Consider the following 25,465-nt stretch of genomic DNA (forward strand, 5'->3'; position numbering starts at 1 on the left):
AACATATGGGCCGCGCGATTTACGGCGGGATTTACGAGCCAGACCACCCAACGGCCAATGCGCACGGGTTCCGCCAAGATGTGCTCGAACTGGTGCGCGGGCTCAACATTCCCGCCATCCGCTATCCCGGCGGAAACTTTGTCTCCGCCTACAAATGGGAGGACGGCATCGGCCCGCGTGAGGACCGGCCTGTGCGGCTCGATCTTGCCTGGAGGTCGAAAGAGACGAACCAGGTGGGCATCAATGACTTTGCCGTCTGGGCCGAGGATGCAGGCATCGAAATGATGCTGGCCGTAAATCTTGGCACGCGCGGTATCGAAGACGCACGCAACTTTGTCGAATATTGCAACCACCCGTCAGGCACCTACTGGAGCGATCTGCGCCGGTCCCACGGCGTTGCCGATCCCTATGGGGTCAAGATGTGGTGTCTTGGCAATGAAATGGACGGCCCCTGGCAAATCGGCCACATGGAGGCCAAAGAATATGGACGGCTTGCCGATGAGACCTCGAAAGCGGTCAAAGCCTTTGGTGGCGGCATCGAGACAGTGGTTTGCGGCTCCTCCAATGATGAGATGCCGAGCTACCCCGATTGGGAACGTCAGGTGCTCGAAGAGTGCTATGAGAATGTCGATTACATTTCGCTGCACAAATATTTCGGCAATTCGAGCCGCGATACGCTCAACTATTTTGCGAAGATCGAAGAGACGGGCCGGTATATCCAATCTATCGGCGGGGTTATCGACTACGTTAAGGCAAAGAAACGCGCCAAGAACGACATCTACATCTGTTTCGACGAATGGAACGTCTGGTATCACAACCGCGAGGAAGACTCGAAGAACTGGCACAGCTGGGACTGGCCAGAGGCGCCCGCGCTTTTGGAAGAGGATTACAACCTCGAAGACGCGATCTTTGTCGGCGGCCTGCTCAATGAGTTCATCCGCCGTTCGGATCGCGTGAAAATCGCCTGCATCGCGCAGCTGGTGAACGTGATCGCGCCGATCCGTACGAAAACCGGCGGCCCGGCCTGGGCCACGACGATCTACTATCCCTATCAGTTCGCGAGCCTTTATGGCCGTGGCACGGCGCTCAATGTTGCCGTCGACAGCCCGCAGTACAACGCCCATGTGGCGCAGGACGTCAACTACCTCGATGTGGCCGCCGTTCTGGCCCCTGATGGCAAAAGCATTACCGTCTTTGCGATCAACCGTCATCTCGAAGAGGAGATGGATGTGAACATGGCGCTCCATGGCTTTGGCGATCTGACGGTGATCGACCATCAGGTGATGGGCGGCGACGCATCGAAAGCACGCATCGCCAACACCGCCGATCAGCCCGATCTGGTCATCCCGCGCAAGGGGGACAAACTTTCGGTCGATGGCGGTGAGTTGACCGGACGTCTCCCGGCATTCTCCTACAGTGTGATCCGGCTTGCGGTCGGGTGACATGGACGAAAGACGGTCAGGAGGAGGCCCGGAGGTAGAATGACAGGCGAGACAGGGAGGACAGACATGCAGGGGACCGGTGTTCATCTGGATGCGGTGAAAAAGAGCTTCGGCATGGTCGATGTCATCAAAGGTGTCGATATGCAGGTGAAGCGTGGCGAATTCGCCGTCTTTGTCGGACCCTCGGGATGTGGCAAGTCGACGCTTCTGCGGATGATTGCGGGGCTTGAGGACACGTCTGGCGGGTCGATTTCCATCGGGGAGCGGGATGTGACCCATGCCGATCCCGCCGACCGGGGCGTCGCGATGGTGTTCCAATCCTACGCGCTGTACCCGCACCTGTCTGTCTTTGAAAATATGGCCTTCAGCCTGCGCCTTGCCAAACGGCCCAAGGCGGAGGTCAAGGACAAGGTGCAGGAGGCCGCGGCCATTCTGCAACTCACCGATCATCTCGACAAAAAGCCCTCCCAGCTTTCGGGGGGGCAGCGTCAGCGCGTCGCCATCGGTCGCGCCATCGTGCGGGCGCCGGAGGTGTTTCTCTTTGACGAACCGCTGTCCAACCTAGATGCGGAATTGCGGGTCCAGATGCGGCTCGAACTCGCGCGGCTGCACCAGAAACTTGGCGCGACGATGATTTACGTCACCCACGATCAGGTGGAGGCCATGACGCTCGCGGATACGATTTTCGTGTTGCAAGGCGGTCATGTCCAACAGTCGGGCGCGCCGCTCGATCTTTATGACGATCCGTCCAATCGTTTTGTCGCAGGCTTCATCGGCTCGCCGTCGATGAACTTTCTCGATGCAAAGGTTGTGGCGCATACGTCCGGCGGCATTACGGCCGAACTCACGAGCCAGCCCGATGCGCGGTTCGATATCGCCCTGACCGAGCGGCCCAACGTGGGGACGCCTGTCTCACTTGGGATGCGGCCAGAACATATTTCGATCACCGAGGGTGTGGGGCTGCGTGTGACGGTGGACGTGGCCGAAGAACTTGGCGGCGTCTCTTATCAACACGGCACGCTCGAAGGTGGCGAACCCGTGATCTTTCAACAAACAGGCGCGCGCCACGGGATGCACGGTACGGTCCAGACCGTGATGCCCGATGCCGCGCGCATGTTCGTTTTCGACGAGGCCGGAGACCGTCTCCGGTAAGGCTGTCCGCAGGCCCGAAAGTGCCTTGAGGAGGTGGCTGACGGGTCGGCAAGGGTAGGTCAAAGGACACAATGGAGGAGGAGACCAAAATGAAACTGATGACGAAACTTGCGACGGCCACGGCGCTTAGCCTTGGGCTTGCCACGCCTGCTCTCGCGCAGGTGAAACTGGAATGGTGGGACTTTCTCGCGGGCGGCGACGGTGTGCGGATGCAGGCGCTGATCGACGAATTCAACGCCGAACATCCCGACATTCAGGTGAGCGGTACGACGCTTGAGTGGGGGTTGCCGTTCTACACCAAGGTCCGCACCGCCACGGCTGTGGGGCAGGGACCGGACATCATGACATACCACCTGTCGCGCCTTCCGCTCGCGCTTGAGGAAAACGTGCTGTCCCCGATCTCGGCGCAGGATCTCGAGACTGCGGGTCTGACGAAAGAGGATTTCTTTCCTGCGGCCATTGAGGCTGCGTCGACCGATGACGGCCAATTGATGGCTGTTCCTTTTGATATTCATGCGGTCGTGGCATTTTACAACAAGACCGCGCTCGAGGGCACCGACTGGCTTGACGAAAACGGCAATCTGACCGGAATTTCCTCCATCGAGGACATGACCACGCTCTTGCAATGGGCCAAGGGCGAAGGTTTTTCCGACCCGCTCAGCTTTCAGAGCGAGGGTGGCGGAGGCACTTGGCGGATGTTCTACACTTTGCTGCGCCAACAGGACGGTGAGCTGATCACCGACGGCGAAGTGCTTGCGGGCGACAATATGGACAAGGCCGTGACCGCAATCCAGACGCTGGCGGATTGGCGATCTGAGGGGCTGATCCCGGAGCAAGCCGCCTACGAGGCCTCGGTGGCGCTGTTCTCCGGGCAAAAGGCGGTGATTCATATCAATGGCGTCTGGGAAGTGCCGACGTTTAAGGATTCCGCAGCGGATGGCTCGCTTGGGTTTGACTGGTCTGCGAACGAAGTACCGCAGATGATGGATCAGCCCGCGACCTGGGCCGACAGCCATGCCTTTGCCATCCCGCAGAACCCCAACATGACGGATGAAGAACGCAGCGCCGTGATGACCGTGATCGGCTGGATGCAGGAGCATTCGCTGGCCTGGGCCGACGCGGGTCACATCCCGGCCTATAAGCCGACCGTGGACAGTGCGGAATATGCTGCGCTTGAGCCGAATGCGACCTACGCGTCGCTGGCCGACAATGCGGCTTTTGATCCGCGCTCTTCGATCGCGGGTGTGGCGTCCCCGGTCTATGACGCCGTCGACAACCTGATTGCGCCTGCGGTGCACGGGTTTCTCAGCGCCGAAGACGCCGCCGCCGAGATGAAGGCTCAACTGCAATCTTTGATCGACTGATCCACCCACTTTTCGGGCCGGTGCGGCACCCCGTTTCCGGCCCGATGCTACTGAGAGACCGCAAGGGAGCCCCTGATGTCACAGGCAAACAGACGAAATCGCGAGTTGCGCGCAGCCGCCCTATTGGTGCTGCCCTTCGTGTTCATCTTTGCGGTCTTTTTTCTCTATCCGACCTATAAAGTCGTCGCGCTCAGCTTTACCGATGCGCCTTTGATTGGTGAGGGTAACTGGGTGGGATTGGCCAATTATACCAAGCTGTTCGGTGATCGGCTGTTCTACACCTCGCTCTGGAACAACTTTTACTTCGTGCTGTTAACCGTTATCCCGACAACCGTGATCGCGCTTTTGATCGCGCTCTCTGTGAGCAAGCTCAAGGGCCGCGTGCAGGCGCTTGTGCTGACGTTGTTTTTCCTGCCCTATGTGCTTCCCGTCTCCGTTGTCACCATGATCTGGGCATGGATGCTCGACTTTCAATTCGGCGTGCTGCAACCGCTCATTGCCGCGATCACCGGCAAACCCGTGCCCGTGTTCAAGAACCCGACCTGGGTGATGCCGATGATCGCCGTGGTAACAGTCTGGTGGACCAATGGGTTCAACGTGCTCCTGATGATCGCCGGACTTCGCAACATTCCTGCCGATCTTTACGAGGCCGCGTCTTTGGACGGCGCCACCCCGTGGCAGCGGTTTTGGCGCGTGACCTGGCCGCTTCTCTGGCCTGTGGTGTCTCTCGTGTTGACGCTTCAGCTGATCTTGCAGCTCAAGCTCTTCGATCAGGTCTATCTTTTGTCCAACGGTGGGCCGTTCAACCAGTCCTATGTCGTGCTGATGCAGATGTATCGGGAGGCGTTCCAACTGAACAACGGCGGCTATGCCTCCGCCATCGCCATGGTGCTTTTCCTCGTGATCGTGATCGTCTCGATCCTGCAATTTCAACTTCTGCGTATCCGAGGCCGCAAATGACCGCCAAACGTGCCCGCAACATCGCCTTTACCGCCATCGTTCTCATCGCGGCGCTGATCTGGATTTTTCCGCTCTACTGGGCGCTGACCACGTCTCTGCGCAGCGAGAACCGGATCGTGTCCGAGGGGGCGGGGCTTTTGATCGATGAACTGAATTTCTCCGCCTATATCTCGGTGCTCTCCAATTCGAAATTGCCGATCTGGTATCTCAATTCGGTGGGCACCTCGCTTATCACGACGGTGATCGTTTTGGTGACCGGCATGATGTGCGCCTATGCGCTTTCGCAGCTGGAATTCCCGGGGCGACGCGCGCTTTACCTTTTGGTGGTGGCTAGTTTCATGGTTCCTGTGCCTGCGCTTTACGTGGCGCAGTTTGTTCTGATGAATGATCTGGGGCTGGTGAATACATGGTGGGGGATCATCTTGCCGCAGCTGATCGTGCCCGTGGTGGTGATCGTCTATAAACAGTTCTTCGATGCGATCCCGAAAGAGATGCGGGAGGCGGTTTTGCTCGATGGTGGCGGCGAGTTTACGCTGTTGTTCAAACTCTACCTCCCGCTCAACTGGGGCATCACAGCGGCTTTGGCAATCATCACCTTTATCTCCGCATGGAATAACTTTTTCTGGCCGTTCCTCATTGCCACGAGCGAAGGTATGATGACGATCCCCGTCGGCATCACGCAGGTCAACGATAGCTTTGGTGTCGCCTATGCGCGTATGATGGCCCTTGCGCTTCTGGCCGCCGCGCCTGTGATCATCGGCTACATGATCTTCCAGAAACGCGTGACCGAAGCGGTGATGATCTCCGCGGGTGTCAAAGGGTGATTGCTGGCGCAGTTCGGGAAATTCCATCGGGCGATGCGACAGGAAACGCTGCATTATCAATTCAGTGTGGCAACGTTTTCGCTCAATCTGATTCAGATTAAACGAAAAACGCGTTAGCGGAGGCGCAGCATATCGGGTTTGAGATCAGACACCCGCGTCACGCCCATGAGGCGCATGTCGCGGGTGATCTCGGCGGTCAATTGGGTGAGCATCCGCTCAATTCCCGGCTGACCCGCTGCCGCGAGTGCATAGAGATAGGCGCGGCCAAGGCCCACGGCTTTTGCCCCGAGCGCGAGCGCCTTGAGCACATGGGTGCCGCGTTGAAACCCGCCATCGACCATCACGTCGATCTTGTCCCCGACGGCCTGCACGATCTCGTCGAGCTGATCAAAGCCGGAGCGCGAGCCGTCCAGCTGCCGCCCGCCGTGGTTTGACAAAACGATCCCCCGACACCCGATCTCGACGGCTTTCTTCGCGTCCTCGATGCTCATCACGCCTTTGAGACAGAACGGCCCGCCCCACTCGGCGACCATGCGCTCCACATCGTCCCAGTTCATCGACGGATCGAGCATCTCGGTGAAATAGCGCCCGATGGTGATCGTATCGCCCTTCATGTCGATATGGGCGTCGAGCTGCGGCAGGCTGAATTTCTCATGGGTGACATAGTTGATCCCCCACATCGGCTTGATCGCGAATTGGATCAAACCCGCGAGTGTCAGGCGGAAAGGGATCGAAAAGCCGGTGCGCAGATCGCGTTCGCGGTTGCCGCCGGTGATGCTGTCGACGGTGAGCATCATGACGTTGATGCCGCTCTCTTTCGCCTTTTGCATCATCGCGGAATTGAGACCGCGATCCTTATGGAAATAGAACTGATAGACCTGCGGCGTGTTGTGTTTCGCGGCGAGCTCCGCCATGGAAACGGTGCCCAGAGAAGAGACCCCGAACATCGTGCCGAACTTCGCGGCGGCGGCGGCAGTGGCGCGTTCGCCCTCATGATGGAACAGGCGCTGAAGCGCGGTGGGGGACAGGTAGACCGGCAGGGCGAGCTTTTGGCCCATGATCTCCGTCGACAGATCCACATCGGTCACGCCGCGCAGCACGTTGGGCACGAGATCGACCTGTTCGAAGGCTTCGGTGTTGCGGCGGAGCGTCACTTCGTCATCCGCGCCACCGTCGATATAGTTGAAGATCGGCCCCGGCAGGCGGCGCTCGGCCAAGCGGCGGAAATCGTGGAAGTTGTGACACTCGGTCAGGCGCATGTCTTTTCCTTCTCAATTTGGGCCTGCCACGCGGCGGCGTACTCTGTGAGTGCATCACTCTGCGATGGTGTGACCTTATGGGTGTGTGGCGGGGCGGCGTTCTCGGCGAACAACATGGCGGCGCCGACGGAAGTGCCGGTTGCGGAGGCCGCAATCTCAACCCCGCCTGTGTGCAGCGTGGCGAGCATGTCGAGATACGCGCGGTTGCGGGCAAAGGGGCCCTCGATGATCACCGGGCCATCCGCGCCAACGAGATCGAGGCAGGTTTTTGTCATCAGGGCGAGGTAGAACCCGAGCGCGGCCATGCGCGCGCCCTGTTCCGCTGGCTTAACGGTCCAACTTGCCTCACGCCCTCGGAACGGGCCAGAGCCCGGCTCGACGGCAGGGAGGAGCATGATGTGATCCGCGAGTACAGTTGCGCGGTCGGTGTCTGTGACCTCTGTCTCGCCGCCCGCGCGGATGAGTTCGTATTCCCGCCCGCCCATGAACCGCGCGGAGGGCACGGCCTGACCGAGCGCGTTGACGTTGACGAGCGTATCGCGGTCGGGATCGAGTGCGGTTGACTGCCCGCCCATCGACATGACGATGACCCAAGTGCCCGTTGAGACAACAGAAAACGCGCCCTTGCGCCCGAGCACATGGGGCAGGAGAGAGGCGTTTGAATCGTGGATGCCACAGACGACTGGCGTGCCCGGCGACAGGCCGGTGCGGGCGGCGATGTCGTCGGACACCATGCCCAAGACGTCTGCGGAGGGATGCGCGGGGGCGAGTTTATCGGTGAGGCCGAGACGGGCGACAAGCGACGAAAACCGTTCCTCCCACGGGTTCCACAGATCGGTGTGACAGCCGAGAGAGGTCACATCCGTCGCCATTTTGCCCGTGAGGCGATAGCCCCAATATTGCGGATAGGTGAGCACATGGGCGACGCGGTCGCGCAGACCCGGATCGGTTTCGAATTGCCAGTAAAGCTGCGCGCCGACGTTCAGGCCCATGCCGAGGCGCGGAGACCCGGTCTCGGAAAACGGCGGGCGGATGGCGTCATATTCAGAGGTGAGGCTATCCGGCCCGTCGTGTTCGTAGTCGAGCATTGGGGCGGCCAGTTCGCCCTTCGCATCAAGTAAAACTGCCGAGGCGCCATGTGTGGTGACGGAAATGGCGTCGATCCCGTGGCTTTCATGGAATGCCGCGAGGTGGTCGAGAAAGAACGCCCAATGCCCTTCAAGGTCGAAATGCGGCCAGGGCGGTCCCGTCAGAACGGTGTTCGGACGGGTGACGACGGCGATTTCCGTCAGGCTGTCGGCATCGACCAAGGCGAGCTTGGCGTTGGTTTTCCCAACATCGAGAACGGCGATATGACGCGGCGTGGTCATGGCAGGTGAAACACGGTTTCAAGCGGTTGCTCTTTCGGGCGATTGTCCGAATGGGTCTCCATGATGTCCGCCATATGTGCCCACCAGCGTTTCATCACCGGATGGTCGGGCAGGGCCGCCATGCCGTGATCGTCGCGCCGCCAGAGGACACCAAACAGGTGACGGGTCTCGGGGTCGTAGTGGATGGAGTAATCCTCGACACCCGCGTCTTTGAGCAGGGTGACCAGCTCCGGCCAGATTTCGTCATGGCGTTTGCGATACTCGTCAAGACACCCCTCATTGAGGACCATGCGGAAAGCGTATTTTTCCATTATGTCCTCCGCAAGCTATGGTAGATGCGCGGCAGGGCGATCACCCCGATCAGCAGCGCGCCGACCACAATGGACATCACGATCCCCGGCACGTTCAAAAGGCCAAGCCCGAAGGTCACGAGGCCCATCACAAAGGCCGCGATCACTACACCGGGGATCGAGCCGGACCCGCCGAGGATGCTGACACCGCCAAGCACCACCATGGTCACGACTTCCAATTCCATGCCAGAGGCGATGGAGGGGCGTGTTGAGCCGAGCCGCGAGGTGAGGCAGACGGAGGCCAGCCCCGACATCAGACCCGTGAGCAGGAAGAGGATGAACTTCACCCGCTCCACACGGATGCCGGAAAAGGTCGCGGCGGTGGCATTGTTTCCGATGGCGTAGACCGCGCGGCCGAAATTGGTTTTGTGCAGCACGATGCCGTAGATCACCGCGAGGATTGCAAAGATCGTCAGCTCAACCGTGATCACCCAGAACACGTACCCCTGGCCGAACCACGCGAACTCAGAGGGGTAACCACGAAACGCGCCGTCGCCGAGGACGATATAGCTGATGCCGCGAAACAGGCTCATGGTGCCGATGGTCACAACGATGGACGGGAGGCCAAGGCGGGTGACAAGCACACCGTTGAAGGCGCCGCAAAGCAAGCCGGTCACGAGGCCCGTGGCGACAATCGCAGGGGTGCCAAACCCCGCCTGCATCACGAGACCCATCGCTGTGGAGGCGAGCGCGATGATGGAGGCGACGGAGAGGTCGATCTCACCTGAAATGATCAGCAGTGCCATCGCAAAGGCGATCATCGCCTTTTCCGTAAAGTTGAACGTCGCATCCGACAGGTTCCACGCATTCAGAAAGTAAGGCGAGGCAAAGCTGTTGAGGATGAAAATCCCGATGGCCACCAACAACAGCAGGCTTTCCCAGCTTTTGAGCGTCCGCGCGAGCGGCGTCGTCAGCCGGTCGGGAATGTGACGGGCGGCGGTCTTTTGTGTCTCTGCAAGGCTCATTGGGCATGCTCCGCGGATTTGAGAATGACACGGCCTTTCGAGCGGCCAGCGCGGGAGTTGAAGGTCACGGCGATGATGATCGCAGCCCCGGAGATGGCGAGTTGCCAGAAGGGGGAGACGTCAATCACCGGCAGGGCGTTCTTGATGATGCCCAAGAACAGCGCGCCCAAGACGGCGCCCGCGACGGTGGCGATGCCCCCCGCGATGGAGATGCCGCCGATCACACAGGCCGCGACGACATCAAGCTCGAACCCGCCCGCAATGTCGACATAGGCCACGGCGTAACGTGCGACCCAGAGGTAGCCGGTGAGGCCGGCCAACATGCCGGAAATCACGAAGGCCAGAAACTGGGTCCGACCGACATTGATGCCGGTGTAGACGGCCGCATGGGGATTGCCGCCGACCGCGAAAAAGGCACGTCCCAATGTGGTCCGGCTCATGACAAGGCCAAGGATCAGCGTGACGAGAACCGCGATCCAGCCGAGGACCGGCAGGCCGAGGATGTTCTCGCGCGGGAAGGCTTTGAAGGCGGTACTCATCTGGTGGGAGTTCACCCAGCTGCCGTTGGTCAAAAGAAAGATGATGCCGCGGAAAATCGTCATCGTGCCAAGCGTCACCACGATGGGCGGGATCGTCAGTTTCCAGACCAGAAAGCCATTGATCGCGCCCATCAGCGCACCAAGCCCGAGCGCCAAGGCGACCAGAACCGGCACCGGAACGCCCGGAATCGCGACGTTGATCAGAGCACAAACCATCCCCGTCAACGCGAGGTTCGCGGCGACCGACAGGTCGATGGAGCGGGTCAGGATGACGACCATCTGCCCCAGCGCGAGGATGATCAGCGGCGCGGTGTCGGTGAATACGGCGATGAGGTTCGAAGGGGTCACAAACCCCGGGAAACGGCTCGCGACCAGAGCCAGAAGAAGCAGGATGGCGCCAACAAGGATCGCCTCGCGGGATTTCAGCAGGGTCATGCTGCTTCTCCTTTCGATGAGATACCCGCCGCGTGGCGGACGAGGGTTTCGGGGGTCAGCTCGTCGCCTTCCAACTCGGCCACCATCCGGCCTTCGCGCATGACGATCACGCGGTCGGACATGCCGAGGATTTCCGGGATTTCAGAGCTGACCATGATGACGGAGAGACCTTCGGAGGCGAGTTCCGACATAAAGTCGTGCACAGCGGCCTTGGACCCGATGTCGATGCCTTTGGTCGGTTCATCGAGAATGATGACGGTCGGCTGCGTGGCGAGCCATTTGGCGATGACCACCTTTTGCTGGTTGCCGCCGGACAGGCTCCCCACCGTGGTGTCGAGCGAGGCCGCACGCAGATCGAGCCGTTCCGTGTATTGGCGGGCAAGCGCGAATTCCTCAGCCATCTGGGTGAAGCCGTTTTTGGACAGGCGCGGCAGCGAGGGCAGGGTGACATTCTGGAAAATCGGCATGTCGAGGATCGCGCCCTGTTTGCCGCGATCTTCGGGGACATAGACGATCCCGGCGGCGATGGCGTCGGCGGGCGAGCGGATGACCCGCACTTTGTCGTTCAGCCGGATCGCGCCTTTCGAGGGCCGTGTCACACCGATCAGGCTTTGCATGAATTCCGAACGGCCTGCGCCCACAAGCCCGTAGAACCCGAGGATTTCACCACGGCGCAGGGTGAAGTGGATGTCTTCGAATTCGGTGGGGTGGCTGTAGCCAGCAACGATCAACACATCTTCGCCGATCTGAGCGGCGCGTTTCGGGAAAATCTGGTCGACCGAACGCCCGACCATCATTTTCACCAACTCGGCTTCGGTGATGTCCGCCATGTCGCCCGCGCCGATATACTGCCCGTCACGAAAGACGGTGTAGCGGTCGGCGATGCGGAAGATTTCGTCGAACTTGTGAGAGATAAACAGGATCGCTTTGCCCTGCGCCTTGAGTGCATCCACAAGCTCGTAAAGCTCTTCGATCTCTTTGCGGCTCAGCGCGGCGGTCGGTTCGTCCATGATCACAACGCGGGCCTCGACAGAGAGGGCGCGCGCAATGGCGACGAGGTGACGGGACGCGATGCCGAGATCTTTTAGGCGCACACCTGCGTCAATTTCCGCCCCGATCCCGTCGAGAATGCTCTGGGCTTTTCGGTGCATGGCGGCGCGGTCAATGAGGCCAAAACGCCCTTTGGGCGCATGGCCGAGAAAGATGTTTTCGGCGACAGACAATTCGTCGAACAGCACGGTTTCCTGATGGATCGCTGTCACACCCGCAGCAGAGGCGTCCTGCGCGGTCGGAAACCGCACCTCTTCTCCGTCCACGAGAATGCGCCCGCCGTCCGGCTGGTAAATCCCCGTGAGCGTTTTCACCACGGTCGATTTGCCCGCGCCGTTTTCTCCGATCAGCGCTGTCACCTGTCCGGCAAAAAGCTCGAGCGTGACGCCATCGAGCGCTTTGACGCCCGGGAATGTCTTGGTGATGCCGTCGAGCGCGAGCACCGGCGCGGCATGTGTTTGTGCGTGGCCCATGGCTACCCCATTGGCTATATGTCTGTCGAAAAAGTGGAGTTGGGCGGCGCCTTGGCCCAGTGTCTGGATGTGGAGAGCGCCGCCCGCAAAGACCGTCTTCGGGAGTTAGAAGATGTCTTTGAAGTCTGCGATATTGGACGCGTCGTAAACGAACGGATCGGCCATTGCGCCGGAGTTCGTCTCATCAAGCGTCACTTCGCCCATGCGGCCCATCGGGATGCTGGCGCCCGGCTCCGCCACGGCGTCGCCTTTGGACAGGTGATAGGCGATCATCGTCGCGGAATAGCCGAGATCGATCGGGTTCCAGATCGCAAAGGATTTGGACGCGCCGCTTTCGATTGCACCGGCCATTTCGGACGGAAGGCCGAGACCGGTCACATTGACCTGACCCACTTTGCCAGCGTCCACCACGGCCTGAGCGGCGGCCACGATGCCCACAGACGTCGGCGCGATGATGGCGTCGAGGTCCGGGTAGGACTGCATGAGGCCGGTGGCTTCACGATAGGATTTGTCGGCAAGGTCATCGCCGTAGACGGTCGCGACGACTTCGACGCCCGGGTAGTTGCCCATCACCTTGTTCATCTCGTCGATCCAGATGTTCTGGTTCGTGGAGGTGGTGGTGGCGGACAAGACGGCCACTTCGCCGCCCTCAGGCAATTCATCGGCGGCCAGTTTGATGATCATGTTGCCGATCAACGGGTTGGACGAGGGGTTAAGGTGCATCTGGCGACCGTCTTCGGCCACGCCGGAGTCCCAAGAGATCACCGTGATGCCGCGCTGCATCGCTTTTTTCAGGGTCGGCACGAGCGCGTCAGTGTCGTTGGCGGACACGGCGATGGCATCGACATTCTGCGCGATGAGCGAGTTGATCACTTCGATCTGGCCCTCGGCGGTGGTGTCGGTCGGGCCGGTGTAGATGATTTCCACGCCACCCAGTTCGGATGCGGCCTCTTCGGCGCCTTTTGCGGCTGCTTCGAAGAAACCGATCCCCAGAGCCTTCACGACCAGAGCGATGCGCATGTCCTCGGCAGACGCAGCTCCTGCGAACAGGCCCGTCGCGATGGCGGCGGTGGTCAGCAGTTTCGATAGTTTTTTCATGTGGAGTCCTCCCTAAGTCTCCTGGTTGAATTTTGCGCCCCGAGCAATGTCAGGATGCGACGTCCTCCTGCGCTGCGCTGGATGGCGCGACGATGAGTTTGATGTCGGCGGCCTCAATCATGGCCGCCTCCCGGTCGCCAATGCCCTCGTCCGTAATCAGCACGTCGATGCGATCAAGCGGACAGAGCACAAGGCTCGACCGGTTTTTGAATTTCGTGGAATCGACCAGAAGCACAAGCTCATCGGCCTGACCGATCAGTTTCTGTTCGGCCTGGATGAGCAGCGGGTCGGCTTCCATCACGCCCAAGGGCGCGACGCCTTGCGCCCCCATGAACATGCGGCGCGCGTAGAAGTTGCGCGTCACGTCATTGTCGAAAGGCGACAGCACGATGTTTTGCTCGCGGTAGATCACGCCGCCGGAAATCAGCACCGAGTTTTTCGAGGTCTTCAAAAGATGTTCGGCAATCGGAAACGAGTTGGTGAACACCTGACAGCGGCGCGTGGCCAGCGGGTGCACCATCTGGAATGTGGTCGTGCCGCCGTTGATGATGATCGGTTCCCCGTCTTCGACCATGTCGACGGCGGCGCGCGCGATTGCTTGCTTTTGCTTGATGTTGCGCGTTTCATTCACAGCAAAAGGACGACCCGCAAGCCCGGGGAAGGGATTGGGCGCGAGCGCTTCGGCCCCGCCCCGCACGCGGCGCAGTTTCTTTGCGACATGCAAGGCCGCAATATCTCTACGAATAGTAGCCTCAGACGCATCTGTCAGGCCGCACAGTTCAACGACGGTCACGACCGGGCGGTCCTGAACAGCAGACAGAATGATTCCGTGGCGTTCTCTCTCGTGCATTGATGAAGCTCCTCCCGTTGCTAAAACGTGGCTCTCAAAACGATCATTGTCAATCATAAAATGTCAAATCAATCATTCTGCACCTGCATAATGATTGATTTTGATTATTTATGATTGACAATCTGACGCAGTCCACGCAGATTTGGCTCAATACAAGACCATCCACTACCTGATGATCGGGAGGAGATCACCATGACATCCGCGTCCACGCGGCTCGCTTCGCTTTGGGATGATGCCAAAGCGAAAGATATGAGCGAGCCTGAAAAACTACTTTATCGTTCGAACCTTTTGGGCTCCGACAAGCGCGTGACCAACTACGGTGGCGGCAACACGTCGGCGAAAGTGATGGAGGATGATCCTCTGACGGGCGAAAAGGCCGAGGTTCTCTGGGTCAAAGGCTCCGGCGGGGACGTGGGTTCGATCAAAATGGACGGGTTCGCGACCCTTTACATGGACAAACTCCGTGCGCTGAAAGGCAAATATCGCGGCCTTGCGTTCGAGGATGAAATGGTCGGCTATCTGCCGCATTGCACCTTCAATCTAAACCCGCGCGCGGCCTCCATCGACACGCCGCTTCACGCCTACGTGCCGCGCAAGCACGTTGATCACATGCATCCGGATGCGATCATCGCGATTGCGGCCTCGAAAGACTCCAAGGCGCTGACCCAAGAGATCTTTGGCGACGACATCGGTTGGCTTCCGTGGAAAAAGCCGGGCTATGAGCTGGGCCTGTGGCTTGAAAAATTCTGTCTTGAGAACCCCGACGCAAAGGGCGTCGTTCTCGAATCCCACGGGCTTTTCACTTGGGATGACGATGCGAAGACCTGCTATGAGCTGACGCTTGAGATCATCAACAAAGCCATCGCTTATTTCGAAGAAAAGACTGCGGACGTTCCGGCCTTTGGCGGTGCTGTGCATGAGAGCCTTGCGTCTGCGGCCCGTCGCGACGTGGCCGCGAAACTGATGCCTGCGATCCGTGGCTTTGTCTCCGGCGCGCAGCACATGGTTGGCAATTTCGACGACTCCGACACCGTGCTCGAATTCGTCAACGCGAAAGATATGCGCGATCTGGCGGCACTCGGGACGTCCTGCCCGGATCACTTCCTGCGCACCAAGATTCGCCCGCTCGTGCTGGATTTCGACCCTGCGAAAAACAACATCGACGAGGTGCTCGCCGGTCTGGATGCGCAGATCGCGGCCTATCGTGAAGATTACGCCGCCTATTACGAGCGCTGCAAACATGACAATTCGCCCGCGCTGCGCGACCCGAATGCGGTTGTGTATCTCGTTCCTGGCGTTGGCATGATCACCTTTGCCAAGGACCGCGCCACCGCACGGATTTCCGGCGAGTTCTACGTCAACGCCATCAATGTGATGCGTGGCTCTGCTGCGGTGTCCGAATATTGCGGCCTGCCGGAACAGGAAGCCTTCGACATTGAATATTGGCTCCTCGAAGAGGCCAAACTGCAACGGATGCCGAAACCGAAATCTCTGGCCGGTCGTGTGGCGCTTGTCACCGGCGGTGCTGGCGGGATCGGGGCTGCAACGGCGGCGCGGTATCTGCAAGAAGGCGCCTGCGTCATGCTCGCAGACATCAACGAGACCGCGCTTGATGAGGTGCGCACCGGATTCGCCAAGCAATACGGCGCGGATGTTGTCCGCTCTGTGGTGATGAACGTGACCGACGAAGACGCTGTCGCAAGCGCCTATGCATATACCTCTGTCGAATTCGGCGGGGTCGACATCCTCGTCTCCAACGCAGGCATCGCCTCTTCCGCGCCGGTCGAAGAGACCACGCTCGCGCTCTGGAACAAGAACATGGACATCCTGTCCACGGGGTACTTCCTCGTGTCCCGCGAAGCGTTCAAAGTGATGCGCACGCAGGGCCTCGGTGGCTCTATCGTGTTCGTGGCGTCGAAAAACGGCCTCGCGGCCAGCCCGAACGCGTCGGCCTATTGCACCGCGAAAGCTTCCGAAATCCACCTCGCGCGCTGTCTGGCGCTCGAAGGGGCTGAGGCGGGCATTCGTGTGAACGTCGTGAACCCCGATGCGGTTCTGCGCGGATCGAAGATTTGGGAAGGCGAATGGCTGGAACAGCGCGCGGGCACCTATGGCACCGACAAAGAGGGGCTGGAGGAAATGTATCGCCAGCGCTCCATGCTGAAACGTTCCGTCCTGCCTGAGGACATCGCCGAAGCGGCCTATTTCTTTGCGTCGGAACAATCCGCAAAATCGACCGGCAACATCGTCAACGTAGATGCCGGCAACGTGCAGGCCTTTACCCGCTAAGACCAAGACGTCACCGCACAGACCAAGCTGCGCGCCCCGCTCGAAACGGGGCAGGGCGCGCAGTTTTCACGGGAGGAAATCATGATCGACACCAATATCATCGAGGCTCAGAACGCCGCACGCGACGCTGACCTGCAAAAAGATTACGACGCCCTGGGCGAAAAACTGTCGCGCAATGGTGTCGATATCGACGCCATCAAAGAGCGCGCCAAAGGGTTTTCCGTGGCGGTGCCGTCTTGGGGCACGGGCACTGGCGGGACACGTTTTGCGCGTTTCCCCGGCGAGGGTGAGCCGCGCGACATTTTCGACAAGCTCGACGATTGTGGCGTGATCCATAAATTGACCGGCGCCGCAGAGTCCGTGTCGCTGCATATTCCATGGGACAAGGCCGCGCCTTCTGATCTCTTGGCGAAGGCCGAGGAACATGGGCTGCGCTTTGACGCGATGAACTCCAACACGTTCCAAGATCAACCGGATCAGGCGCAGTCCTATAAATTCGGCTCGCTCTCGCACGTTGACGCCGCGACCCGCGCGCAGGCCGTCGAGCACAACCTCGAATGCATCGAGATCGGAGAGAGCATCGGGTCGAAGGCGCTCACCGTCTGGATTGGCGACGGGGCGAATTTTCCGGGCCAGACCCACATGGGCCGCCAGTTCGAACGCTACCTGTCGTCGATGAAGGACATCTACAAAGGTCTGCCGGAGGATTGGTCGATTTTCTCCGAACACAAGATCTATGAACCCGCCTTCTATTCCACCGTGGTTCAGGATTGGGGCACCTCGCTTTTGACCGCGCAGGAATTGGGCGAGAAGGCGAAATGTCTCGTGGATCTCGGTCACCATGCGCCGAATGTGAACATCGAGATGATCATCTCGCGGCTCATTCACGCGGGCAAACTCGGTGGCTTCCACTTCAACGACTCGAAATACGGCGACGACGATCTCGACAGCGGCACGATTGAGCCCTATCGCCTGTTCCTCGTCTGGAATGAGTTGGTGGATGCCGAGGGCACGCCGGACCTCGACCTGTCGCATATGATCGACCAGAGCCACAATGTGACCGATCCGATTGAAAGCCTGATGATCTCCGCCGTTGAAATCCAGCGCGCCTATGTTCAGGCGAGCCTCGTCGATCGTGCGGCACTTGCCGGGTATCAGGACGCAAACGACGCGCTTATGGCCTCCGCTACACTGCGTGCCGGGTTCCGCACGGATGTCGATCCGATCCTGCAAATGGCGCGATTGGAAAAAGGGGCGGCCATTGATCCGGTTGTGACCTACCGCGCCTCAGGATACCGCACAAAGGTGGCGTCGGAGCGTCCGAAAGTGTCGGGCGCTGGCGGCGGGATCGTCTGACCGGCTTTAAGCTTGGATCGTTCGCGATGAGGGGCCTCTCCATTTTCGAATGCGAGAGGCCTCTTACTTTGACGTTAGAGACGTGCCCATTCGTGTTGAGAGCGTGTTGAGCCAACGTCATCTCTTAGCGTGATCGCCTAAACGCCACCGCCGCCGACGGTCCGTGGCCACTGCGGACCGCGGTGCCGCTCATTACAAATGGTCTGTTGGAATGGCAGTGGTGAATTTCAGTTCTTCCATGGAGATCATGGAATTCACCTGGCTGAACTCAAGCCGTTGAATCATGCGTTTATAGACCGCATCATAGGCGGCCATATCTGCCACCACGACCTTGAGGATGTAATCCACAGTCCCCGTGAGGCGGTAGGCTTCGACCACTTCCGGGATCTCATCGATCAGCTCGCGAAAGGTGTTGAGCCAATCGATCTCGTGGCGTGAGGTGCTGACGCCGATGAACACGGTCAGGGGCACATTGGCGCGGATCTGATCCACGAGGACAACGCGTTTCTTGATCACGCCGGCCTCTTCCATCCGCTTGATCCGCCGCCAACATGGGTTTGTCGACAGGCCCACCGCTTCGGAAATGGCCTGAATCGGCGTGTCGCTGTCCTGTTGAAGGATTTCCAGAATGCGTTGATCGGTTTCGTCGAACGTCATGCTTTCGATCGGTTTCGATCCGGTTTTGCGGGGGCGAGGCTCTGTCATGCGGCAACAAACTCCAAAATTACACCGGCTGAAAATTCGGGTCCCACGGCCAGGCCGGAGGCGGTGTCACAAATCTTTACATTCGCATCTTTAAGGCAGTCGCGCAGTGTTTCAAGGCTGCGCACTTTGATGCGGAGCGCCGTGAACGCGCCCTTGGTCGTGCCAGAGATGTCGATCCCGGGATAAAGAGCGGACATGCGCGCCGCCGTCGCGAGGATGAGCGGCGCAGAATTGGGGCCTGTCGTGATGGTCGTGAGCCCGTCCTCGGTCTGAACGGTGCCCTCGGCCCAAAGCCGGGCAAACCGCGGGGCGTCCTCTTCGGGCGTCTCGGAGATCGCAAGCACGGCGTCCAATCCGCAGGCGGTGTTGGCGTGTTCCAAAAGCTCCGGAATCCACACCGTCTCACGGGTTTTGTGTTGGCACATGAACACCGTGCCGAATGGGGTCTCATCCGTGGTAAAGCTGACGGTGGAAAAAGCGGCGAGGCCTTCGGAGCCGTCGGGCAGGGGGACCGGACGCGAAAAACTGCCAAGCCCCTGCGTGGCGATGCCGAGATTTCCCAAAGCCTCGGCGGCGGCTTCGGCGTCGTCGATGCGACAGGCAATAGCATGAAGCCCCTGACCCATCGTGGCCAACATCTCGCGCCGGGAGGCGTTCAACTCGGTCGGGGTGACGACGCCCAAAAGCTCGAAATAATCGTCGGGGAACATGATGGTGTAATTTGCCGTGCCCTTGGCGGCGGAATGCGTGCCGCGCGGCGAGAGGGTAAATCCAAGCGCTTTATATTGTGCGGCGGCGTGGTCGAGATCGTCGACGAGGGCAAAACAATGGTCGATGCCTTTAACGGGATGGGAGCCGGGATGGGTCATGTGCGTGTCTCTTTATCTATGCGTTACGTGCGAACGGGGCTTAGGACAATTTCGGGCAGGCAAATGCCGGGCTGCATCTCCGCCACAAAGAGCGCGGTCTTCGCCATATCTTCGGGCTGGATCATCGCGGCCATTTTCTCTGCGTCAAAACCGGGGCGTTTCGCCAAAAGCGGGGTCGCCACCTCGGCGGGGCAAAGCGCGGTGGAACGAATGCCGTTCTTGCCCTCTTCGTCGTTGAGGCTCAGCGACAGATCGGAGAGCGCATGTTTCGACGCGCCGTAGACCACGCCGCTGACCGGTGAATGAAACCGCCCGGCCCAGCTTGAGGTGTGGATCATCACACCGTCCTTTTGCGTGCGCATGATCGGCAGGCAGGCGGCAATCACATTGAGCGCGCCGGTGATGTTGACGTCGATCACCCTGTCCCAACTGTCCCAATCGAGATCGGCCCAGCTGCGTTTTGGAATGTTGAGACCGGCGTTGTTGCACAGAACATTTAGCCCGCCGGACCACGCCACGATGGTCTCGGCGGCCTCCGCCATGCCCGCGCGATCGGTGACATCACCGGGCAGGATCAAAGCGGCCTCTGGGTCGGGCAGGGTGGCGGCCACGGCCTCGAGGCTGTCGCGCCCGCGCGCGGTCAGTGCTACGCGATAACCGGCCTCTGCAAAGCCTTTTGCCATGGCCGCGCCGATGCCGGAGCCCGCGCCGGTGATCCATGCAGTTTTTGTCATATGTTCTGTCCCAGTGTTGTCGCTTTAATGAGGATGCTAGCACCAATATTTAATCATTGTGTAGAATTTTTTTCCAATCTTGTATTAAAAGTTGGTTTTTGATGTTGACGAATGCGTCATGCTACACTCAGGTGAGGGGGCAAAACGTCCGCACAGGCCCGATAGAGGGCAAAAACTTGACCGGGAGAACCAGAAAAGATGAGTTTGACGATGAAACAGGCGGGGCTGACGCTCGCCATGACCGGGGCTCTGAGTTCCGTGGCCTTCTCGGCCCTAGCGCAGGAAGAGGTCCAAAAAGGCGGCACCGCCGTCATCCACATGATTTCTGAACAGCGCATCCTCAATCCGGGCCTGCGCGCGTCCACCGGGGTGTACAACATCACCGGCAAGATCATGGAGCCGCTGATCGACAAAAGCTATGAGGGCTACGAGCCGGTGCTGGCGACCGAATGGTCCAGCTCCGACGACGGTCTGGCGATCACGGTACAGCTGCGCGAAGGCGTGAACTGGCACGATGGCGAACCCTTCACCTGTGACGACGTGGCGTTTTCGGCGATGGAGCTTTGGAAAGAGCTGCTGAACTATTCCTCCGCGCTTCAGGCCAACCTTGAAAGCGTCGATTGCCCGAGCCCGCACACGGCGGTGTTCAACTATTCCAAACCGATGCCGCTCGAACTCTTTGTCGCCGCCATGCCCGATCTGGGTCATCCGGTGCCGAAACACCTGTTCGAAGGCACCGACATCCTGAAGAACGAATACAACACCGCCCCTGTCGGCACCGGCCCGTTCAAATTCGTCGAATATCAGCGCGGGCAATATGTTTTGGCCGAGAAAAACGAAGACTACTGGCGTGAGGGCTACCCCTATCTCGACCGCATCGTCTGGCGTTTCATCACGGACAAATCTGCGGCCGCCGCCGCTTTGGAAGCGGGCGAAGTGCATGAGTCCGGCTTTATCGGCGTTTCCATGGCCGATGTGGCGCGCTTCGGTGAGGATGATCGCTTTGACGTGGGCACCATGGGCTATGAAAACAACGTTGCCCACTCGACCGTCGAATTCAATCACCGCAATCCGATCCTCGCGGACCTGAAAGTGCGTCAGGCGATGTATCATGGTTTGGACATCGACTACGCGATCCAGACGATCATGCATGGCTTTGCCAAACCGGGGCGCGGTCCGGTGCCGAGCGCAGGTGGCATCAACTACACCGACGACGTGCCGACCTATGACTACGATCCGGAACTCGCCAAGCAGATGCTCGACGAAGCGGGCTATCCGGTGCAGGACGATGGTTTCCGCTTTCACCTGAAACACCGTCCGGCGCCTTGGGGGGAATACACGCAGCTTTGGGCGGAATATTACGCGCAGGCGATGAAAGAGATCGGCATTGATGTCGAGATTCTCACCAACGACGCGCCGGGGTTCCTCAATGGCGTCTACCGCGACCATGATTTCGACACTGCAAACGGCTGGCACCAGTTCCGCTCTGACCCAGCTGTGTCCACCATGGTGTGGCTGCGCTCCGGTCAGCCGAATGGCACGCCCTGGACCAACCAGTTCGGTTGGAAGAGTGAAGAGATCGACCAGATGATCGACGATGCGGCCTCCGAGCTGGACGTCGAGAAACGCGCCGCAATGTATCACGAGATTCAGGCCCGTGCGATGGAAGAGCTGCCGGTGATCTTCGCGATCGAGCACCCGTTCATCTCCGTCACCTCGACCAAGCTCCGCAACCACCACAACACGCCGCGGTGGAACTCGTCGAGCTGGTACGATCTCTGGCTCGAACAGTGATCTGACACTGGCGGGCGCGTCGTTCCTGCGCGCCCGCTCTTTTGACATTTGCCCATGATCCCGAAGGATCCAAAGACAATGACACTGCACATGCCCCCGATCCTGACTTACGCGCTGAGGCGGTTGGTTCAGGCCATTCCCGTGGTCATCCTGATCATGATCGGCACGTTTCTTTTGCTCAAACTGGCGCCCGGCGACACGGTCGATGCGCTTGTGGGCGACATGGGGGGCGCAGATGCCGCCTTCATCGCGCGGCTTCGGGCCGAATACGGTCTTGACCAACCCGTTTGGGTGCAGCTCTGGCGTTATATGGTCAAATTGGCGTCTTTCGATTTCGGCTGGTCCTTTGTCTATGAGCAACCCGTCGCGACCGTTTTGATGGACCGCCTCGGCACGACGCTGATGCTGATGGCCGCCTCTTTGAGCATCGCCTTTTGCGCCGGGATCGTTTTGGGCGCCATTGCTGCGCGCCGTGCCTATTCCGCGACCGACAACCTGATTTCGGTGCTGGGCCTCGTGTTCTACGCCACGCCCTCGTTCTTCCTGTCTCTGATGCTCATGCTGGTCTTCTCCGTGAAGCTCGGCTGGCTGCCGGTGGGCGGGATCACAACCATCGCCGCCTTCTACACCGGCTGGGATCACGTCTGGGATGTGGTGCGCCACCTGATCATGCCGACAACCGCTTTGTCTCTGATCTATCTGGCGTTTTATCTGCGCCTGATGCGGGCCTCCGTGATGGAAGTGGCCGATCTCGATTATGTCCGCACCGCCCGCGCCAAGGGCGCCCGCGAGGGCCGCCTCATGACCCACCACATCATGCGCAACGCGCTCTTGCCGGTGGTCACGCTTTTGGGGCTTCAGTTCTCCACCGTACTGGGCGGCTCCATCGTGGTTGAAACCATCTTCACCCTGCCGGGACTGGGCCAGCTCGCCTATCAGTCCGTCGTGCAGCGCGACATGAACACGCTGATGGGCATCATCTTTCTGTGTGCCATCATCGTTGTCGTCGTCAATTTCCTCACCGACCTGCTTTACGCACGTCTCGACAGCCGGATCGAACTCGCATGACCCTCGCCGACACTGAAATCGCACCCCCTGAACCGCCGCGCTACGTCATGTTCTGGCGCCGCTACAAACGCAACCGTGCCGCTTTGCTTGGCCTTGTGCTCTTTGTCCTCGTCGTGCTCATGGCGCTGACGGCGGGCATCATTGATCCCGGCGATCCGCTGCGTCGCGCGGGCGATCCCCTGACCCCGCCCTTTGTCAATTGGGCCACGCCTTTGGGCACCGACCAGTTGGGCCGCGATGTGCTCTCCGGGGTGTTCTACGGCGCGCGTATTTCGCTTTTGATCGGCGTGGTCGCCACGCTTGTGGCCATCGTGATCGGCGTCGTGATCGGCGCGCTCGCCGGCTACTTCGGCGGCTGGGTCGATGATGTTCTGATGCGCATCACCGAAGCCTTTCAGACCATCCCGAACTTTGTCCTCCTTTTGACGCTCGTCGCCATCATGGGGTCCAAGATCGAATGGATCACGCTGGCCATTGGCATCGTCAGCTGGACCGCGCCCGCCCGTATGGTCCGCGCCGAGTTCATGTCGCTCCGAAACCGGGAATTCGTCGATGCCGCGCGCAATCTCGGCGTGTCGAACACCTCGATCATTTTCCGCGAAATCCTCCCCAATGCTTTGCCGCCCATCGTGGTGTACGCGTCTGTGATTATGGCGCTGTCGATCCTGATGGAAAGCGCGCTGGCATTCCTCGCACTGGGCGACCCGAACTACGCAAGCTGGGGCAATATGATCGGCCAAGGCCGCGCCGTGCTGCGCTCCGCGCCCTATTGCGCCGTGATCCCCGGTATCGCGATCATCCTGACTGTGCTGTCCTTTTCGCTTCTGGGCGAAGGGCTCAACGATGCGCTCAATCCGAGGCAGAAGAAATGACCAAGACACCTCCTCCCGTTCTCGATCTGTGCAAGTTGGAGATTTCCCTGCCCAAAGGCGCGGACCGTCCCTATGCTCTTGAAGGCCTCGACCTAACGATTAATGCGGGCGAGATTGTCTGCCTTGTCGGCGAAAGTGGCTCCGGCAAATCGCTTTGTGCGGGCGCCATCATGGGCCTTCTGCCGGAGCCGCATGTGCGCGTCACCGGCGGTGCGATCCGCTTTATGGGCGAAGAGCTTCGCGGCAAATCGGATGCCGAGATGCGCAAGCTGCGCGGCGCCGATATTTCGATGATCTTCCAGGAACCGATGACTGCGCTCAACCCGCAGAAAACCGTGGGCTGGCAGATCGACGAGGTGCTGCGGCTCCACACCAAAATGACCAAGGCGGAGCGCAAGGCCCGCGCACTTGAGATGCTGGAGCGCGTCCACATCCCCGAGCCCGCGTCGGCCTATAACGCCTACCCGCATCAAATCTCCGGCGGTCAACGTCAGCGGGTGATGATCGCTATGTCTTTGGTGCTCTCGCCGAAACTGATCATCGCGGACGAGCCGACCACGGCGCTCGACGTGACGACCCAGTTGCAAATCCTCAAACTCATTCGTGAGTTGCAGGAGGAAGAGGGCGCGGGGGTTCTCTTCATCACGCACGACTTTGGCGTGGTGGCGGAGATTGCCGACAAGGTGGCCGTGCTCTGCCGTGGTGAGCTGGTCGAAAGCGGCACGACGGATGCGGTGCTCAACCGCCCGCAACACCCCTACACCCGCGCGCTGATCGGCGCCGTTCCTGCGCTGACGCCGCCGCCGGTCAAAGCCGCCTCTGACGCGCCTGTCGTGCTGAAGGGGACGGGTCTGAAAAAGACCTTTGCCGCACGCGGTGGATTGCTTTCGGGCAAACGCAAAGCGGTGACGGCGGTCAAGGACCTGACCTTTGAACTGCGTCAGGGCGAGACCCTTGGCGTGGTGGGCGAAAGCGGTTCTGGCAAGACCACCGTGTCGCGCATTGTCACGCGTCTTCTGGAATGCGACCAAGGCTCCGTCGAGTTGGACGGCACCGATCTTTTGGCCGCGACGCCGAAAGAATTGCGCGCCCTGCGTCAGCATATTCAGATGGTGTTTCAGGACCCGATGGCCTCGCTCAACCCCCGCAAACGCGTGGTCGATCTCATCGCGCAGGGACCTATCGTGCATGGGGCCGATCCGAAAAAGGCCCGCGAGGATGCGAAGCGGCTTTTGGAGCTGGTCGAGCTGTCCCCTGCGGCTGCCAACCGTTTTCCGCATGAGTTCTCCGGCGGTCAGCGTCAGCGCATCGGCATCGCTCGCGCGCTTGCGATGGAGCCGAAGGTGATTGTCGCCGATGAACCCGTCTCCGCGCTGGACGTCTCGGTACAGGCGCAAGTGCTCAAGCTCTTGGCCGACCTGCGCGACCGGCTTAACCTGTCGCTTTTGTTCGTCACCCACGACCTGCGCGTCGCAGCCCAGCTTTGTGACCGGATCATCGTCATGCAAAAGGGCGAGATCGTCGAACACGGACCCACCGCCGAGGTCTTTGCCAACCCGCAGCACCCCTACACGCAAAACCTGCTCTCTTCCATTCCGGGCCGCGACTGGACACCCCCGTCGCTGCACACGGATGCCGCCTGAGGAT

At 60.0% G+C, this 25,465-nt stretch carries 22 protein-coding genes; 11 read left to right on the forward strand and 11 right to left on the reverse strand.

Annotated features, from left to right (window positions below; all coding sequences use genetic code 11):
- The 5 genes from ACN0X0_RS18620 to ACN0X0_RS18640 all read left to right on the forward strand — a co-directional run.
- Positions 1-1,442, forward strand: a 1,442-nt coding sequence (locus ACN0X0_RS18620; RefSeq protein WP_417280398.1) for an alpha-N-arabinofuranosidase, incomplete at its 5' end; no start/stop codon positions are given.
- Between the two features lie 66 nt (positions 1,443-1,508).
- Entirely contained in the window at positions 1,509-2,594 is a 1,086-nt protein-coding gene (locus ACN0X0_RS18625) for an ABC transporter ATP-binding protein (RefSeq protein ID WP_417280399.1), read from the forward strand.
- Between the two features lie 89 nt (positions 2,595-2,683).
- On the forward strand, positions 2,684-3,958 hold the full coding sequence (locus ACN0X0_RS18630) for an extracellular solute-binding protein (RefSeq protein WP_417280400.1): 1,275 nt from the start codon (positions 2,684-2,686) through the stop codon (positions 3,956-3,958).
- Between the two features lie 75 nt (positions 3,959-4,033).
- Positions 4,034-4,918, forward strand: a complete 885-nt coding sequence (locus ACN0X0_RS18635; RefSeq protein WP_226553716.1) for a carbohydrate ABC transporter permease — start codon at positions 4,034-4,036, stop codon at positions 4,916-4,918.
- Positions 4,915-5,742, forward strand: coding sequence for a carbohydrate ABC transporter permease (locus ACN0X0_RS18640; protein ID WP_417280401.1), 828 nt, complete (start codon positions 4,915-4,917; stop codon positions 5,740-5,742). The genes ACN0X0_RS18635 and ACN0X0_RS18640 overlap by 4 nt, the downstream gene beginning before the upstream one ends.
- A gap of 113 nt (positions 5,743-5,855) precedes the next feature.
- On the opposite strand, the gene ACN0X0_RS18645 is transcribed toward ACN0X0_RS18640, so the two are convergent.
- The 8 genes from ACN0X0_RS18645 to ACN0X0_RS18680 all read right to left on the reverse strand — a co-directional run bounded on the left by ACN0X0_RS18645 (position 5,856) and on the right by ACN0X0_RS18680 (position 14,131).
- A complete protein-coding gene (locus ACN0X0_RS18645; protein WP_417280402.1) occupies positions 5,856-7,001 on the reverse strand; it encodes an alpha-hydroxy acid oxidase in 1,146 nt (381 codons plus the stop codon).
- Complete coding sequence (locus tag ACN0X0_RS18650; protein ID WP_417280403.1) at positions 6,992-8,371, reverse strand: FGGY-family carbohydrate kinase; 1,380 nt, start codon at positions 8,369-8,371, stop codon at positions 6,992-6,994. Before ACN0X0_RS18650 ends, ACN0X0_RS18645 begins: the two co-directional genes overlap by 10 nt.
- Positions 8,368-8,682: an L-rhamnose mutarotase gene (locus ACN0X0_RS18655; protein ID WP_417280404.1), complete on the reverse strand. Its 315-nt coding sequence runs from the start codon at positions 8,680-8,682 to the stop codon at positions 8,368-8,370. Before ACN0X0_RS18655 ends, ACN0X0_RS18650 begins: the two co-directional genes overlap by 4 nt.
- Entirely contained in the window at positions 8,682-9,686 is a 1,005-nt protein-coding gene (locus ACN0X0_RS18660; protein WP_417280405.1) for an ABC transporter permease, read from the reverse strand. Before ACN0X0_RS18660 ends, ACN0X0_RS18655 begins: the two co-directional genes overlap by 1 nt.
- Entirely contained in the window at positions 9,683-10,660 is a 978-nt protein-coding gene (locus ACN0X0_RS18665) for an ABC transporter permease (protein WP_417280406.1), read from the reverse strand. The genes ACN0X0_RS18660 and ACN0X0_RS18665 overlap by 4 nt, the downstream gene beginning before the upstream one ends.
- Complete coding sequence (locus ACN0X0_RS18670) at positions 10,657-12,183, reverse strand: sugar ABC transporter ATP-binding protein (protein ID WP_417280407.1); 1,527 nt, start codon at positions 12,181-12,183, stop codon at positions 10,657-10,659. Before ACN0X0_RS18670 ends, ACN0X0_RS18665 begins: the two co-directional genes overlap by 4 nt.
- Positions 12,184-12,288: 105 nt before the next feature.
- Positions 12,289-13,281, reverse strand: coding sequence for a rhamnose ABC transporter substrate-binding protein (gene rhaS / locus ACN0X0_RS18675; protein WP_226553749.1), 993 nt, complete (start codon positions 13,279-13,281; stop codon positions 12,289-12,291).
- 49 nt (positions 13,282-13,330) lie between these two features.
- Positions 13,331-14,131: a DeoR/GlpR family DNA-binding transcription regulator gene (locus ACN0X0_RS18680; RefSeq protein ID WP_417280408.1), complete on the reverse strand. Its 801-nt coding sequence runs from the start codon at positions 14,129-14,131 to the stop codon at positions 13,331-13,333.
- Between the two features lie 192 nt (positions 14,132-14,323).
- On the opposite strand from ACN0X0_RS18680, the gene ACN0X0_RS18685 reads away from it, so the two are divergent.
- Together ACN0X0_RS18685 and rhaI are read left to right on the forward strand one after the other, a co-directional pair.
- A complete protein-coding gene (locus ACN0X0_RS18685) occupies positions 14,324-16,420 on the forward strand; it encodes a bifunctional rhamnulose-1-phosphate aldolase/short-chain dehydrogenase (RefSeq protein ID WP_417280409.1) in 2,097 nt (698 codons plus the stop codon).
- Positions 16,421-16,501: 81 nt separating this feature from the next.
- The gene (gene rhaI / locus ACN0X0_RS18690; protein WP_417280410.1) at positions 16,502-17,776 is read left to right on the forward strand and encodes an L-rhamnose catabolism isomerase; all 1,275 of its coding nucleotides are present in this window, start codon (positions 16,502-16,504) and stop codon (positions 17,774-17,776) included.
- Positions 17,777-17,968: 192 nt separating this feature from the next.
- Here rhaI and ACN0X0_RS18695 read toward each other — a convergent pair whose 3' ends face one another.
- Genes ACN0X0_RS18695 through ACN0X0_RS18705 form a run of 3 tightly spaced genes read right to left on the reverse strand, consistent with a single transcriptional unit; the run spans position 17,969 to position 20,084 of the window.
- Complete coding sequence (locus ACN0X0_RS18695; RefSeq protein ID WP_417263519.1) at positions 17,969-18,481, reverse strand: Lrp/AsnC family transcriptional regulator; 513 nt, start codon at positions 18,479-18,481, stop codon at positions 17,969-17,971.
- The gene (locus tag ACN0X0_RS18700) at positions 18,478-19,350 is read right to left on the reverse strand and encodes a VOC family protein (protein ID WP_417280411.1); all 873 of its coding nucleotides are present in this window, start codon (positions 19,348-19,350) and stop codon (positions 18,478-18,480) included. Before ACN0X0_RS18700 ends, ACN0X0_RS18695 begins: the two co-directional genes overlap by 4 nt.
- Before the next feature lie 23 nt (positions 19,351-19,373).
- Positions 19,374-20,084: an SDR family oxidoreductase gene (locus ACN0X0_RS18705; RefSeq protein WP_417280412.1), complete on the reverse strand. Its 711-nt coding sequence runs from the start codon at positions 20,082-20,084 to the stop codon at positions 19,374-19,376.
- 198 nt (positions 20,085-20,282) lie between these two features.
- Here ACN0X0_RS18705 and ACN0X0_RS18710 point away from each other — a divergent pair, with 198 nt between their 5' ends.
- The 4 genes from ACN0X0_RS18710 (at position 20,283) to ACN0X0_RS18725 (ending at position 25,461) form a co-directional block, all read left to right on the forward strand.
- Positions 20,283-21,878 (forward strand): ABC transporter substrate-binding protein, encoded by a 1,596-nt coding sequence (locus ACN0X0_RS18710; protein WP_417280413.1) that lies wholly within the window; start codon positions 20,283-20,285, stop codon positions 21,876-21,878.
- A 78-nt stretch (positions 21,879-21,956) separates the two neighbouring features.
- On the forward strand, positions 21,957-22,946 hold the full coding sequence (locus ACN0X0_RS18715) for an ABC transporter permease (protein WP_417280414.1): 990 nt from the start codon (positions 21,957-21,959) through the stop codon (positions 22,944-22,946).
- The gene (locus ACN0X0_RS18720) at positions 22,943-23,818 is read left to right on the forward strand and encodes an ABC transporter permease (RefSeq protein WP_417280415.1); all 876 of its coding nucleotides are present in this window, start codon (positions 22,943-22,945) and stop codon (positions 23,816-23,818) included. The genes ACN0X0_RS18715 and ACN0X0_RS18720 overlap by 4 nt, the downstream gene beginning before the upstream one ends.
- Complete coding sequence (locus ACN0X0_RS18725) at positions 23,815-25,461, forward strand: ABC transporter ATP-binding protein (protein WP_417280416.1); 1,647 nt, start codon at positions 23,815-23,817, stop codon at positions 25,459-25,461. Before ACN0X0_RS18720 ends, ACN0X0_RS18725 begins: the two co-directional genes overlap by 4 nt.
- Positions 25,462-25,465: the final 4 nt, after the last annotated feature.

The organism is Celeribacter sp., assembly GCF_048270365.1.
Taxonomy (GTDB): domain Bacteria; phylum Pseudomonadota; class Alphaproteobacteria; order Rhodobacterales; family Rhodobacteraceae; genus Celeribacter.